General features: G+C 70.3%; 10 protein-coding genes and 1 tRNA gene. 3 read left to right on the top strand and 8 right to left on the bottom strand.

The genetic code is table 11. The features are described from left to right. Together ACFWDI_RS15425 and ACFWDI_RS15430 are read right to left on the bottom strand one after the other, a co-directional pair. Positions 1-1485: an aminopeptidase P family protein gene (locus ACFWDI_RS15425; RefSeq protein WP_327324694.1), complete on the bottom strand. Its 1485-nt coding sequence runs from the start codon at positions 1483-1485 to the stop codon at positions 1-3. Between the two features lie 89 nt (positions 1486-1574). Further along, complete coding sequence (locus ACFWDI_RS15430; protein ID WP_385304230.1) at positions 1575-3125, bottom strand: PP2C family protein-serine/threonine phosphatase; 1551 nt, start codon at positions 3123-3125, stop codon at positions 1575-1577. 455 nt (positions 3126-3580) lie between these two features. Here ACFWDI_RS15430 and ACFWDI_RS15435 point away from each other — a divergent pair, with 455 nt between their 5' ends. Then, complete coding sequence (locus ACFWDI_RS15435; protein WP_327324692.1) at positions 3581-4264, top strand: bifunctional DNA primase/polymerase; 684 nt, start codon at positions 3581-3583, stop codon at positions 4262-4264. Positions 4265-5128: 864 nt separating this feature from the next. On the opposite strand, the gene ACFWDI_RS15440 is transcribed toward ACFWDI_RS15435, so the two are convergent. The 3 genes from ACFWDI_RS15440 to ACFWDI_RS15450 form a co-directional block, all read right to left on the bottom strand. Further along, entirely contained in the window at positions 5129-6097 is a 969-nt protein-coding gene (locus ACFWDI_RS15440; RefSeq protein ID WP_385304234.1) for a DUF5926 family protein, read from the bottom strand. A gap of 102 nt (positions 6098-6199) precedes the next feature. Beyond that, positions 6200-6799 carry an ATP-binding protein gene (locus ACFWDI_RS15445; protein ID WP_327324690.1) on the bottom strand — a complete coding sequence of 200 codons (600 nt, stop codon included), beginning with the start codon at positions 6797-6799 and terminating at the stop codon, positions 6200-6202. Positions 6800-6852: 53 nt separating this feature from the next. Then, positions 6853-7662 carry a glycerophosphodiester phosphodiesterase gene (locus ACFWDI_RS15450; RefSeq protein WP_385304236.1) on the bottom strand — a complete coding sequence of 270 codons (810 nt, stop codon included), beginning with the start codon at positions 7660-7662 and terminating at the stop codon, positions 6853-6855. Between the two features lie 293 nt (positions 7663-7955). Here ACFWDI_RS15450 and ACFWDI_RS15455 point away from each other — a divergent pair, with 293 nt between their 5' ends. Continuing rightward, a complete protein-coding gene (locus tag ACFWDI_RS15455; RefSeq protein WP_385304239.1) occupies positions 7956-9485 on the top strand; it encodes a S1C family serine protease in 1530 nt (509 codons plus the stop codon). A gap of 151 nt (positions 9486-9636) precedes the next feature. Then, positions 9637-9723, top strand: a tRNA-Ser gene (locus ACFWDI_RS15460). 357 nt (positions 9724-10080) lie between these two features. Here the strand turns inward: ACFWDI_RS15460 and ACFWDI_RS15465 are convergent. The 3 genes from ACFWDI_RS15465 to ACFWDI_RS15475 form a co-directional block, all read right to left on the bottom strand. Further along, positions 10081-11070: an LAETG motif-containing sortase-dependent surface protein gene (locus ACFWDI_RS15465; RefSeq protein WP_385304243.1), complete on the bottom strand. Its 990-nt coding sequence runs from the start codon at positions 11068-11070 to the stop codon at positions 10081-10083. Positions 11071-11428: 358 nt separating this feature from the next. Continuing rightward, positions 11429-12238, bottom strand: a complete 810-nt coding sequence (locus tag ACFWDI_RS15470) for an MBL fold metallo-hydrolase (RefSeq protein ID WP_385304246.1) — start codon at positions 12236-12238, stop codon at positions 11429-11431. A gap of 143 nt (positions 12239-12381) precedes the next feature. Beyond that, a complete protein-coding gene (locus ACFWDI_RS15475) occupies positions 12382-13278 on the bottom strand; it encodes a bifunctional DNA primase/polymerase (protein WP_385304248.1) in 897 nt (298 codons plus the stop codon). Positions 13279-13373 lie beyond the last annotated feature (95 nt).

Consider the following 13373-nt stretch of genomic DNA (forward strand, 5'->3'; position numbering starts at 1 on the left):
TCAGCCCTTGAGCGAGGCCATCCAGGCCTCGACCTCGTCGGCCTGCCGCGGCAGCGCCGCCGACAGGTTCCGGTTGCCGTCCTCGGTGACCAGGATGTCGTCCTCGATCCGGACGCCGATGCCGCGGTACTCCTCCGGCACCGTCAGATCGTCCGCCTGGAAGTAGAGACCGGGCTCCACCGTGAGGCACATGCCGGGCTCCAGCGTCCCGTCGACGTATGCCTCGGTGCGCGCGGCGGCGCAGTCGTGGACGTCCATGCCGAGCATGTGGCCGGTGCCGTGCAGCGTCCAGCGGCGCTGCAGACCCAGTTCGAGGACACGCTCCACCGGGCCCTCGACCAGGCCCCACTCGACGAGCTTCTCGGCGAGCACGCGCTGCGAGGCGTCGTGGAAGTCGCGGTACTTGGCGCCCGGCTTCACCGCCGCGATGCCCGCCTCCTGGGACTCGTACACGGCGTCGTAGATCTTGCGCTGCAGCTCGTTGAAGCGGCCGTTGATCGGCAGGGTGCGCGTGATGTCGGCGGTGTAGAGGGTGTGGGTCTCCACGCCGGCGTCCAGCAGCAGCAGCTCGCCGGAGCGGACCGGGCCGTCGTTGCGCACCCAGTGCAGGGTGGTGGCGTGCGGGCCCGCCGCGCAGATCGACCCGTAACCGATGTCGTTGCCCTCGACGCGGGCGCGCAGGAAGAAGGTGCCCTCGATGTAGCGCTCGCTGGTCGCCTCGGCTTTGTCCAGGACCTTGACGACGTCCTCGAATCCGCGCGCGGTGGAGTCGCACGCCTTCTGCAGCTCGCCGATCTCGAACTCGTCCTTCACGGCACGCGCCTCGGAGAGATAGACGCGCAGCTCCTCGTCGCGCTCCGCGGTGACCTTGTCGGTCAGCGCCGCCTCGATGCCGGCGTCGTGCCCGCGTACGGCGCGGACCGCGCCGGTCGCCTGGCGCAGCTGCTCGGGCAGCTCGCGCACATCCTTGGCGGGGATGCCCAGCAGCTGCTCGGCCTCGCTGAGGGAGTGGCGGCGGCCGACCCAGAGCTCGCCCTGGCCGGACAGCCAGAACTCGCCGTTCTCGCGGTTGGAGCGGGGCAGCAGACAGATGGTCGCCCGGTGCCCGTCGGCGGTCGGCTCGAGCACCAGGACGCCGTCCTCGGACTGGTCGCCGGTGAGGTAGGCGTACTCAGTGGAGGCGCGGAAGGCGTACTCCGTGTCATTGGAGCGGGTCTTCAGATTGCCCGCGGGGATCACCAGGCGCTCGCCGGGGAAGCGCGCCGAGAGCGCGGCACGGCGGGCGGCCGTGTGCGAGGCCTGCGCGATGGGCTCCAGATCGCGCAGCTCGGTATCGGCCCAGCCGGTCGTCATGTTCTCCGCGAGCTCGTCGGACACGCCCGGGTACAGGCCGTTCTTGCGCTGCTTGATCGGCTGCTCTTCTTCTTCCGGGCCTGCTGCGTCAGCAGCAAGATCGGATTCCGCCGGGGTGAGCTCCTCGGCCACGTCTGCCTCCTCGATACGACTCTGGACCGCCTTCCATCGTATGTGCGACGGGAAGACGGCCCTGAGCCCTGTGGAAAACGTGTGGGAAATCAGTCAAAACGGGCGGCGAGCAGTACCACGTCCTCACCGGTCTGGGCCTCGTCGAGCCCCTTGGGCAGCACCGTGCGCAGCACGTGATCGGCGATCGCCGCCGGATCGTCGCGGGCGGCCTTGGGCACGCTCACGGCCGCTGCGTGCAGCCGCGCGAAGGCCCGGTCCATGGGGTCTCCGGTATGCCGCAGCAGTCCGTCCGTATACAGCAGCACCGTTTCTCCAGGCTCGGGCGCGAGCTCCACGCTCGGCGCCTCCCAGCAGGCGAGCATTCCCAGCGGCGCCGACAGGGATGTCTCGACGAACTCGGTGCGCCGCTCGCCGACCATCAGCGGCGGGGTGTGCCCGGCCCCGGCCAGCACGATCTTTCCCCGGGCCGGTTCGGCGTAGGCGAAGAGCGCGGTGGCGGTGCGCGCGGGTTCGGTCAGCCGCAGCAGCAGTTCCAGATCGGAGAGCACGGCGACGGGATCCTCGCCCTCCATCACGGCGTACGCGCGCAGGGAGGCGCGCAGCCGTCCCATCGCCGCCAGCGCGCTCGGCCCCGAGCCGCTGACCGATCCGACGGCGAGCCCCAGCGCGCCCTCGGGCAGCGGCAGCGCGTCGTACCAGTCGCCGCCGCCGTGCGGTCCTGTGCGGTGCCGGGCGGCGAGCTGGACGCCGGGCACCCGGGGCAGTCGGCTGGGCAGCAGTTCCTCGGCCACGGTCGCCACTGTGGCGCGGGCGTGCTCCAGCTCGAGGAGACGGTCCAGATGCTCGGTGGCGTATCGCATGTAGAGGCCGACGAGATGGCACTGGCGCTCCACCGGGGCGGCCGGCTCGTCGTACATCCAGACGGCCGCGCCGAGTGTCCCGGCCGCCCGGGAGGCGAGCGGCACGGTGTAGCTGGCGGCATACCCGAGGCGGACGGCGACCTCGCGGTATCGGGGGTCGAGCGTCTCGTCGCCGAGGAGGTCGGCGTTGGCGACGGCCTCCGGCGGCCCGGTGGGCCCTGGTTGCCCGTCCGGGAGTCTGCCGTCCAGGATCCGGCCGCATGCGGTGGCGCCGCGCGGCACTGTCTCGATATGGCCGAGCTCGGCATGCGTGAGCCCGAGGCCCTTGGTGAGGGCGGGGCCGCTGTCCGACTCGAAGCATTCGGCCCGTGAGGTGACGTGCGACGGTTCGAGGACGATCATGCCGCGGGGGGCGCCGACCAGGGCGGCCCCGGCGCGCAGCAGTTCATGGAGGGCGTCGTCGAGCGAACCGGTCCTGGCCAGGCGCTCGGTCAGTTCGTGGAGCGTGGTCAGATCGGAGACCCATCCGGCCAGCCGGTCCTGAATCACCGCTCCGGGAGGGGCCGGTGCCGCCGGGACCGCGGGCAGCGGCGGGGCAGTGTGCGTGGGCGCGGGAACCGCTGAATCGATTCCAGCCACTTTCGGCAGGTGAGGGGCGCTCATGGCAGCCGGCTTTCCGACTGGTGCGTTTCGCTCAATAGCATCGCAAACCCCCATGTCATTCTGCGCCGCTATCAATGCATCCACATGTACACGCACAAGTAAGGGGATGTCCAGCATTGCACCAGTGGGATTGGTGGTGTCTACGAGACCGTTAACTTGGCTGAAAAATGCACCCGATGGCGGTCTACTGGGGTCGACTGAGGTCGTTCGGCAGAGCGTCATTCCAAGCGTGATGGGTACGTAAACGGTGATGGCCAGGGGCAGTTGGGACCGCCCCGGAACCTGGCGGCGGGACCGGGCGTCCTAAAGCCCGTAGGCCGCGCCTCATCCCCGAGTGGCGGGGAAAAGTTACAGCGGGACTACAAGCGCCAGGCGCACGCCACCCCTCGCCACGCGTTTAATGGACTACAGCCCACGTTCGGCCCCCGGGCGGCGATCCTGTCGCAGGCGAAGCGGGGGGTCGCCCATGCCACCGGCAAGGGGCGGTGATGCGCCGAATTATACGCACAGTGAAGAGCTGCACACATGGTGTGATGTGGACCTCGGCGTTCAACGGAAAGGAACGAGCGCTCATGCGCGAGATCCTCGGAAGGCGACGCAGGCTCCGGTTCCGGCGCAAGAGGGGGCCTGTACAGCTTGAAGCGGCGCTCACCTGCGCCGCCGAGTGGCAATGGCCCGTACTCCCTGGTGTGGGACTGAAAGCGGCCGGTATTCGCGGTGACCGCGGGCGCGGCTGCGCCTGCCCCGACTCCGAGTGCGTCGTACCCGGCGCGCACCCCTTCGACCCCGCAATCCTGGCCGCGACGACCGACGAGCGGATGGTGCGCTGGTGGTGGACCAACCGGCCCACCGCCCCGATCGTGCTGGCCACGGGCGGCCTTGCGCCGTGCGCGGTGAGCCTGCCGGCCGTCGCCGGGGCGCTCGCGCTCTCGGCGCTCGACCGGATGGGCATACGGCTGGGACCAGTTGTCGCGACGCCGACCCGCTGGTCGCTGCTGGTGGCTCCGTACACCCTGGAACAGCTCGGCGAACTGCTCTTCGTCAAGGACTGTGTGCCCAGTTCGCTGCGCTTCCACGGCGAGGGCGGCTATCTGGTGCTGCCGCCCTCGGAGACGGGAACGGGGCAGGTGCGCTGGGAGCGCGCGCCGCTGCCGGGATCCGCGGCTCCCTGGCTGCCGGATGTGGAGGCGGTGGTGGACGCGCTGGTCGAGGCGAGCACCAGCGCACCGGACGGCGGTAGTCGGCTCGCCTACTGAGCTCGATCGAGGGCTCGAGTGCTCACGGTCCAGCTCTGTCACTCGTACGGGTAAGCGCTGGACCGAGTTGTACCGGAATTGGGCGCGCGGCTACCCGGCGCCCAATTCCGTCGGCATTTTCGGCCCAGCGTGAGGAATTTCCGCGCAATCGGCGCGGTGATCCCATGAATCTCCGCACGATCGAGCCTGCCGCCGCCGTGGTGTTCACCGCGCTGCCTGCCGCCGGCCCCGTCCGTGAACAGGGCCGAAAACAGCGCACGAGCCGGCGTTGGTGCCCACCGTCCAGGTCTCTGGTGTGACCGGGGCCACTGCCTCGGACGGCCGCGCGATGTGGGCCGGAACTCGCCTCTCCGGACGGGGGCGAGGCGCAGACCTGCGTGCCGGCCGAGGGGCGCGGCACCTGAGTACGTACTTACTACCGCAATGCGACGGGCCAGGAATTGGGTTCCGTACTCACTCCGATGGGCCCCGGCCGGCGCACTCAGCAGAACAACTGGGCGGTCGGGGCGAATGACGCCCGGACGTCTGCGAGACGCCTCGTGAGCCCTCTCGCGACCCTGCCGAGGGCTATTCGGTGGTGGCGGAGTTCGCAACTGCGGACGGTGCGGGAGAAGAGCGCTTGCCGCTGTGGTCCGGGGGAGTAACTCTGGCGCCCCTGCGAGCCGTTGACGGAACGAACCGCTCCGCAGAAATGGAAGCGCCCGGTCGCTGGCGACGGGGGATGCACCAGCGACCGGGCTTCTAGAACCGTAACAAGAGATCGGCAGTTCGCAAATTCGATCTCGGGTATTCGGACAGGGATTTACCGGCTCGTAGGGCGAGTTGTGACTGGAGTCACCTATCGGTCGACAGAAACCGTCACTCTCAGCTCAGGGTGACTTGGCGGTTGGTGAGCCCGCCGCGCGACCGGCGCTCCTCCGCGGTCAGCGGAGCGTCCGTCTCCAGAGCCTTCGCGAGCCGCTCCGCGAACTCCGCCGCGGGCTTCTCGCACTCCTCGGCCCCCATCCCGCTCGGCAGGTCCCAGACCGGGACCATCAGCCCGTGTGCGCGGAAGGAGCCGACCAGCCGGGTGCCATCGCCGAGTGAGGACGTACCGGCGGCGTGCAGCCGGGCGAGCGCGTCGAGGAGCTGCTCCTCGGGGTGCGGCATGACCCAGCGGAGGTGGTTCTTCTCCGGGGTCTCGCACCAGTACGCGGCGTCCACACTGGAGAGCTTCACGGTCGGGATCGCCGCGGCGTTGGCGCGCTCCAGGGATGCGGCCACCTCGGGGGACGCGCTCTCCGCCGAGCCCGGGATCCAGAACTCGAAGCCGGAGTGGACGGTCGGCTCGAAGGCGGCGCTCTCGTCGAGGAGATCCTGCAGTCGCGGCCCCTCGGCAGGCACGCGCTGCGCGGCGACCGGGGTGCCGGGATCGGCGGCCAGCGCCCGCTGCAGGGTGTCGGCGAGATGGCGGCTGAGGTCGCCGGACGAGGTGTCGTTCTGCAGGCCGAGCAGTACGGAGCCGTCGTCGCGGCGCAGTGCCGGCCACGCCATCGGCAGTACGGTCGCGAGGGTCACCGACGGCACGCCCTCGGGCAGTCCGCCCTTGAGGGTCAGCGCGACGGTCGCGGCGGGCACCAGCTCCCGCAGGGCCACCCAGTCGCACTCGCCGACCAGATCGCCGAAGGGGCGCTGGACCAGCTCGGTTACGGCGTGCGCGGCGGCCCGGCCGTGACAGGCCTTGTAGCGGCGGCCCGATCCGCATGGGCAGGGCTCACGGGCCCCGACGGCCGGAACCTCGCCGTTGGTCACCTGGGGCCTGGCGGCCTTGGTCTGGGGGCGCTTCTTGGCCATGGTGTGGCTCTCTCCCGACTGCGGTGGTGCTTGTCTCGGGCGCGAGCCTAGCCGTCCGTCGCCTTCCGGGGGGTGCAGCGCCCCACAGCGGTTGGTCCCGGTTCAGTCGAGATCGTCGTACGCCCCCCCGAAGTCGAAGCTGGGGCCTGCGACGCGCGTAGCGAAATCCTCGCGCCGATGACCTTCGGTGACAATCACCCACACGGTGACCTCACCGGTCGCGCTGTCGCGGACACCCCAGTCCTGGGCCAGCGCGCTGATGATGTTGAGCCCACGGCCGCCGCGGGCGGTGACCGAAGGCGTGGCCGGAACCGGTCGGGTCGGACCGCCTCCATCCGTCACTTCGACCGTCAGCCGGCCTGCTCTGTCCATGCGCCAGGCGGCGCGGACATCGCCGTCGCCCACCTCCGCGTGCCCCAGCGGCCGGCCATGCCGGCAGGCATTGCTGAGCAGTTCGGAAAGGATCAGTACTGCATCGTCGAGGACCGTCTCCGACACCCCGCTGCGGCTCAACTGCTCACGCATTCGGTGTCGTGCCTCACCCACGCCCGCAGGACCATGGGGTACGGCCATGCTCGACGACGTGGGCACCTCCTGTGCCACCACCAACGCCACCCCCGAGACCTCCTTTGCCCCACGCCACGGTGTGAATGCCCCAATGGACTGGACCGGAAACCGGCCATGGCGGGGCCAGTGACGCACTCGTAACGATCGAATACGGACCGAACGCGCCGGTGCACTCCCTGTAATCGGGGTTACAGGCGACCCAACTGGGTCAGCACCTGTTTGGGGCGATTGGTGATGATTGCCTCCACGCCCAGGCGGGCGCAGAGCTCGACGTCCTCCGGCTCGTTGACCGTCCAGACGTGGACACGATGGCCCGCCCGGTGCAGCCGGGCGATATAGCCGGGATGGCTGCGGACGATCCGGATACCGGGCCCGGCGATGCGCGCGCCGGCGGGCAGCCGTCCGTCGCGCAGCCGCGGGGACACGAACTGCATCAGATAGACGGTGGGGATGTTCGGCGCGGCCGCCGCGACCCGGTGCAGGGAGCGGGCCGAGAAGCTCATGATCCGTACGGGCGAGTCGCCGACCGTCGCGGGGTCCGCCAGGCCGAACCGCCCGAGCAGCTGGAGCAGCCGTTCCTCCACCTGGCCCGCCCAGCGGGTCGGGTGTTTGGTCTCGATGGCCAGCTCGATACGGCGGCCGGAATCGGCCACCAGCTCGAGCAGTCGCTCGAGGGTGAGTACGGAGGTGAGCGAGGGGTCTCCCCAGTCGGGACTCTCCGTGGCGTCCTCGTGGCCCTTCCACGTTCCGAAGTCGAGGGCGGCGAGATCCGCGAGCTCCAGGGCGGAGACGGCGCCGCGGCCGTTGGAGGTGCGGTTGACGCGGCGGTCGTGGACGCAGACGAGATGGCCGTCGGCGGTGAGGCGTACATCGCACTCGAGGGCATCGGCGCCGTCCTCGATCGCCTTCTTGTACGCGGCCAGGGTGTGCTCGGGGGCGTCTTCGGAGGCGCCTCGGTGGGCGACGACCTGGATGTTGTGCTGTCGTGCTTGGGTCACCGCGTCATGGTGTCACCGTGGCGGGGTAGGCGCGTGTGCGGGGAGCCGGTGACAGCCAGTGGCGAGCCGTCCGGTGGGCCGGCGCCTCCGACGGCCGACGAGCGCGTCAGGTGTGCCTGAAGATGCGTCCCTTTTGTCGGACGTAAAGGATTGCGGGCATACGCACAGGTCCTGCTTACAGTGGCCTGACGCGCTCTGGGAAAAGCTGACGGCAGACACTTGCACAGCGGAATGCAAGCCGAAGACTGACGTGGAACCTGAAGACTGACGTGGAACCTGAGGAGAAAAGAGCTGTGAGCACTGAGAACGAGGGCAACGAGGGCACTGCGGTTCCGGCCGCCCCGTCCGTACCTCCTGTGCCGGCCGCCGCTCCCGATGGCACGCATGCGTCCGCTCCGGGAACCGAGACACACGGGACACACGACGCGCACGCCTCACACGGTGAGGCTCATGAGCGGGCAGCGGCAGAGCAACTCGGGCAGTCCCCCCAGCCCGAGCCTGCCACCGCGCCGCTGCCCGGGCCCGTACCCGCTGCCGCGTCGGCGGGGGCGCATGGAGGTGTGCCTGCCGGTGCGCAGCAACCGGGAGCCGCATGGCCGCCGCCCCCGCCGGCCCTCCCCTCCTACGGGGGCGGCAGCGGTGGTCCCGTCTGGGGAGCGCCGGCTCAGGTGCCGGAGCAGCCGCGCAAACGTTCCGGCGGGCTGATCGCCGCGGTGCTCCTCGCCGCACTCGTCGCGGGCGGTGTCGGCGGCGGCATCGGCAACTGGGCCGCCGAGCGCAACGACGACACGACCGGCTCGACCACGGTCTCCGCGGGCGAGGCACCCAGGGACTTCAAGCGGGAGCCCGGCACGGTCGCCGCCGTCGCGGGCAAGGCGCTGCCCAGCGTGGTCACGATCGAGGCGAAGGCGGGCGGCGGCGGTACGGGTGAGAGTGGCCAGGGCGAAGGCGGTACGGGGACCGGCTTCGTCTACGACAAGGAAGGCCACATCCTCACCAACAACCATGTGGTGGCAACCGCGGCCGACGGCGGCACGCTGTCCGCGATCTTCTCCAACGGCAAGAAGTACGACGCCGAGGTGGTCGGCCGGGCCCAGGGTTACGACGTCGCCGTACTGAAGCTGAAGAACGCCCCCTCCGGGCTGGCCCCGCTGGCCCTCGGGGACTCCGAGAAGGTCGCGGTCGGCGACTCGACCATCGCGATCGGAGCGCCCTTCGGCCTGTCGAACACCGTCACCACCGGCATCATCAGCGCGAAGAACCGGCCTGTCGCCTCGGGCGACGGCTCCAGCGGCAAGAACTCGTACATGAGCGCGCTGCAGACCGACGCCTCGATCAACCCGGGCAACTCCGGCGGCCCGCTGCTGGACGCGGGCGGCGCGGTGATCGGCATCAACTCCGCGATCCAGTCGGCGGGAAGCGGCCTCGGCCAGACGCAGGCCGGCTCGATCGGCCTCGGCTTCGCCATCCCGATCAACCAGGCGAAGAACGTCGCCGAGCAGCTGATCAGGACGGGCAAGCCGGTGTACCCGGTGATCGGCGCCACGGTCGACATGACGGACAAGAACTCGGGCGCCAAGATCGCCACCCAGGGCGCGGGCGGCACCGCGGCGGTGTCCCCGAACGGTCCGGCCGCGAAGGCCGGTTTCAAGCCGGGCGACATCATCACCAAGTTCAACGGCAAGCCGATCGACAGTGGCCCGACCCTGATCAGCGAGATCTGGAACCACAAGCCGGGCGACAAGGTGACGCTCACGTTCCAGCGCGACGGCAAGGAGAAGACGGCGGACCTCGTCCTAGGAGAACGCAACGGCGACAGCTGACGTCGGCCCGCCGGCACCGGTTGCCCGCACTGCTGCCCGCTCCAGCCCGCTCCAGTTGCTCGTCCCAAGGCCCGACCGAGGAACGATGCTGCGACACGTGACGCGGGGCCGGTAGTCTGTAGCCCGCTCCGCCGCAGGTGGCTGGGGCGCGGGTGGGTTGCCCGAGCGGCCTAAGGGAACGGTCTTGAAAACCGTCGTGGCAGCGATGTCACCGTGGGTTCAAATCCCACACCCACCGCAGCAGGTCAGCGTAAGAGCTGGTCGGGAGGGGTGTCTCTCAGTGAGAGACACCCCTCCTGCGTTGTCTCACCCTGGTTCGGGGGTATCCCGCTGTCGACCAGCGCGTATGGCGCCAAGCTGCGGCCACGATCCGAGCCTCAAAAGGCCCGCCCTTCCCCCTGGCACGGAGGGGCCATCAGTGGGCGCGGCCCCCCGCGAATCAGCACCGGCATCCTGAGAGCAAGACGCGAATGGTCGGGTGTGGCCGGCCACGGCTGCTCACGTCCAGCAGACGGCGAAGCGCTGAGGCCCTGCGCCGACGGTGTCCCAGCCGGGGTGCGGCCCCGTTTCTCACGAGCCGATGCCGATCGCCTGCTTACGCGACGGAACCGGCCCTACGACGACGCACGACGAAAACGGTACCGGCACCCGCGACGACCGCGGCGCCACCGATGGAGGCGAGGGTCGGCAGCACGTTGGACGAACCGGTCTCGGCGAGCCTGCCACTGACCTGGAGCTCGTCGAGGCCGCCCTGCGGCGCGGCCTTGTGCTCGACCTTGCGCGGCTTGCCCGGCTCGGCCTTGGCGTCCTCGATCGTGCCGGGCTTGCTGCCGACGGAGAGGACCGTGAAGTCGAACTGGCTGATCTCGTCGAAGCCGCATTGGCCGTCCTCGCCGAACGAGTGGCCGATGGTGAAGAAATAGCCAGTTCCCGACTTGGCCTTCTCGCCGATCTTGATGCGCATCCTGGCATCCGCGTACTCGCCCGGCTTGAGGCGCTTCACGGTGGCGAACTCGTCATTGTCGCGGAACTTGGCGCCCTCTCCCTCGATGGGCTTCCACTTGCCGGTCGCCGGGTTGTACCACTGGACAGTGACGAACAGCTCGGAGACGTCTTTGATCTTCGGATCGGCGGTGCCAAGGTAGAGAGAGACGTCGGTCTCCATCACCGTGATCTTGGATACGTTGACCACGCGATAGGTGAACTCGTGCCAGCCCGACCCGGAGACGATCTTGCTCGGGAAGCCGCGCAGCCCCGTCTTGCCGCGTTCCTCGTCGGGGATGCCGGAGCAGAAGGTGGGGCGGGTGTACGAAGGGGACGGCTTGTCGCTGGGCTTCGCCGACACCGAAGCGGTCGGCTCGGCCGGTCCGGAGGCGGTCGCCTTGCCGGTCGGCTGCTCCCCGTTGCCGACTACGCCACCGGTGTAGGACGGCTCGGGCGCCGGCGTGGTGGAAGCGGACGCGGAGGGGATGCCGCCGGGCGCAGGCGCCTCCCCCGTCGCGTACGCGGCAGGGGCCGCGAGCAGCGCCACGGGGCCGATGACAGCCGTGACAGCTGCGGTCGCCAGAGCACGGTGAAGTTTCATTGAGACCTTCTCTTTGGAGCCGAAGTGGCCGCCGCGACGGGGTTTGCGCGGTATGGCCGTACGCGTATACGTACGTGACCTGTCGGTTCATCAGAAGGTTGCACACCAGAAGGACTTGCCCCGCGTGATCACCCTCACAGCGCACTCACGGACAACCCGCAGCCGGGCCGACGGACCTCTTCGCACCCGACCGCACAGGGGGCGGCAAAAGGCCGCAGCGCGGCTGCGGGCGCGCTGTGCACGCCACCGGTATCGCCCCGCCAGGAGAGCTTCCGGGCACCCCGTCCGTGCACGCACCGCCGGCCGCCGCTCTCTGTGCACGCGCCGTTAGCTGCCGCCGCTCTCTGTGCACGCGCCGCTAGCTGCCGCCACCTGGCTCGAAGCCGGCGAGCATCTTCTCGAGTGCCAGCTGATCCGGCCCGATGAACGGATTCGCGTCAGGCGCCTCGGCGAGCGTGTCGGTCATCTGTGGGGCCAGGCCGACCGCGGGCGGCAGGTGGGTACAGAGGACGACCTCGGGGTCCATGATCCGCAGTGGCTGGACGGTGGCGAGGTACTTACCGATGTCGACGGTGTGGACCCAGGGACTGTCGACCGTGGCCCACAGCAGTTGCGCGTCGCGCAGCTGGCCGGCGGGGAAGGCGCCGACGTTGTCGGTGAGGGCGAGTTCGGCGCTGGGCATGGGCGCGCCGAAGCAGTCGGAGCTGAAGCAGGCCGCCGATCGCTCGTCGTAGAAGCCGACGGTGGCGGGGTTGTCGAACAGCGGTGGCCGGAAGGCCATGAGGGCGCGGTCGCCGGCGTCCAGGGTCTGGCCGGGGTTGACCAGGCAGATACGGTCCAGCGGCAGCGGCCGCTCGGTGGACATGAGCCCGGCGCCGATGAACGTGGTCACCACGCGCGCGTGCGGAGCGGCGGCGAGCAGATCGAACAGTCCGCCGGTGTGGTCGCGATCGGGGTGGGTGAGCCAGATCCACCGTACGTCGGCGGGGTCGAGGGCCGAGCTGAGCGTCTCGACGAAGTTCCGGTCGGGGAGCCCGAGGCCGGTGTCGACGACGACGGGCTGGGCGGCGTGCAGGACAAAGGCGTTGACCGGGAGGAAGCCGATCCCGGGCACCTCCAGGCAATCGCTGAGTACGGTGATGTCCCTTCCGACCTTGTGAATGCTCATGGCGGGTCTCCGTGAGTCACCTGCGGGCGGGATCGTGCCCCCGCTGTATATCCAGGGTGGGCCCGTCCGGGCGGGTGGGCCAGTGCAGGAGCAGGGCACGCAGGGGCCGGGGCCGGTCCGGGTGGCCGCGCAGGGGCGCCCGGTCAGTGGCGGCGCCCCGAGGTCAGTCGGTCTGCCGAGGCGATCGTCGCCCGGGCTTCGCGTTCGGTCAGGCCCGCGTGGACCGCCGCATCGGTGAGGGCGTCCGCGAGCTCCTCGCCGAAGCCGTTCTCGTACGCGCGGCAAGCCGCCCAGAACAGCCGAGTGTTGCGCTGGCCCTCGTGCGCCGCGAGCACGAACTGGACCAGGCCTTGGCCCTGACCGTGGCCCGGGGGTGGTCGGGACGGTGCGGTGCGGGTGGGGTGGTGGGGGTGTGCGGGAGGTGCGACAAGGCGGAGGAGTGCGCGGGGGCAGGGCGCGGGTGCCAGCTCGGCGGTACCGGGAGCGAGGCGGTACGCGCCGTGGGCGGAGACCGAGCCGGGGCCCACGAGGTAGCCGCCTGCGCCGCGGACGTCGATGCCGGGGGCGAGCCGGCTCGCGGAGTTCGGGACGACGACGTCGGGCGGTCCGGTCAGCCAGAGGTGGCGGCCGCCGCTGGGGGTGAGGACCGTGACCGTCTCCGGGATCGTGAACAGATGCCGCAGGGCCAGGTGCTGGAGCGCGGACACGGAGTCGGTCGACGAGGTGGCGGACCTGGTGTCGAGGTCGATGCCGATCAGATGGTGCGGGGGCCGGCCGCAGGCGATGCCGTAGCCGGTGGCCCAGGGAGCGGCGGCGAAGAGGGCGCGTACGCCCGCGGGGTCGGTGGTCGCGTCGTGGACGCCATGGCCCGGGAGGCCGCATTCGCCGCGGCACAGGACCGGCTCGGGGTCGCCACGGTGGGGAGAGCGCAGGGCAGGGAGCTTGGTGGGGGACAGGGGTATGACGGGGAGCCCGCGCTCGGCGGCGGAAAGAGCGTGGGCGAGGGCCAGGGTGACGGACTGCCGGTCGGTGGTGGCCATACCTCTATGTTCGTACGAGTGTTCGAAGAAGGGAAGGGGGAGAGATTGCCCGAAAACCTGCCGGAACGGTTCATCTCTTGCGGCGACCGGGCCCG

This window comes from Streptomyces sp. NPDC060064 (assembly GCF_042736455.1).
Classification (GTDB): Bacteria; Actinomycetota; Actinomycetes; order Streptomycetales; family Streptomycetaceae; genus Streptomyces.

Excerpts from the sequence above, each read along its gene's own strand:
- ACFWDI_RS15430 (WP_385304230.1), bottom strand. The coding sequence starts at position 3,125 with ATGCTGGACATCCCCTTACTTGTGCGTGTACATGTGGATGCATTGATA.
- ACFWDI_RS15435 (WP_327324692.1), top strand. The coding sequence starts at position 3,581 with ATGCGCGAGATCCTCGGAAGGCGACGCAGGCTCCGGTTCCGGCGCAAG.
- ACFWDI_RS15440 (WP_385304234.1), bottom strand. The coding sequence starts at position 6,097 with ATGGCCAAGAAGCGCCCCCAGACCAAGGCCGCCAGGCCCCAGGTGACC.
- ACFWDI_RS15465 (WP_385304243.1), bottom strand. The coding sequence starts at position 11,070 with ATGAAACTTCACCGTGCTCTGGCGACCGCAGCTGTCACGGCTGTCATC.
- ACFWDI_RS15470 (WP_385304246.1), bottom strand. The coding sequence starts at position 12,238 with ATGAGCATTCACAAGGTCGGAAGGGACATCACCGTACTCAGCGATTGC.
- ACFWDI_RS15475 (WP_385304248.1), bottom strand. The coding sequence starts at position 13,278 with ATGGCCACCACCGACCGGCAGTCCGTCACCCTGGCCCTCGCCCACGCT.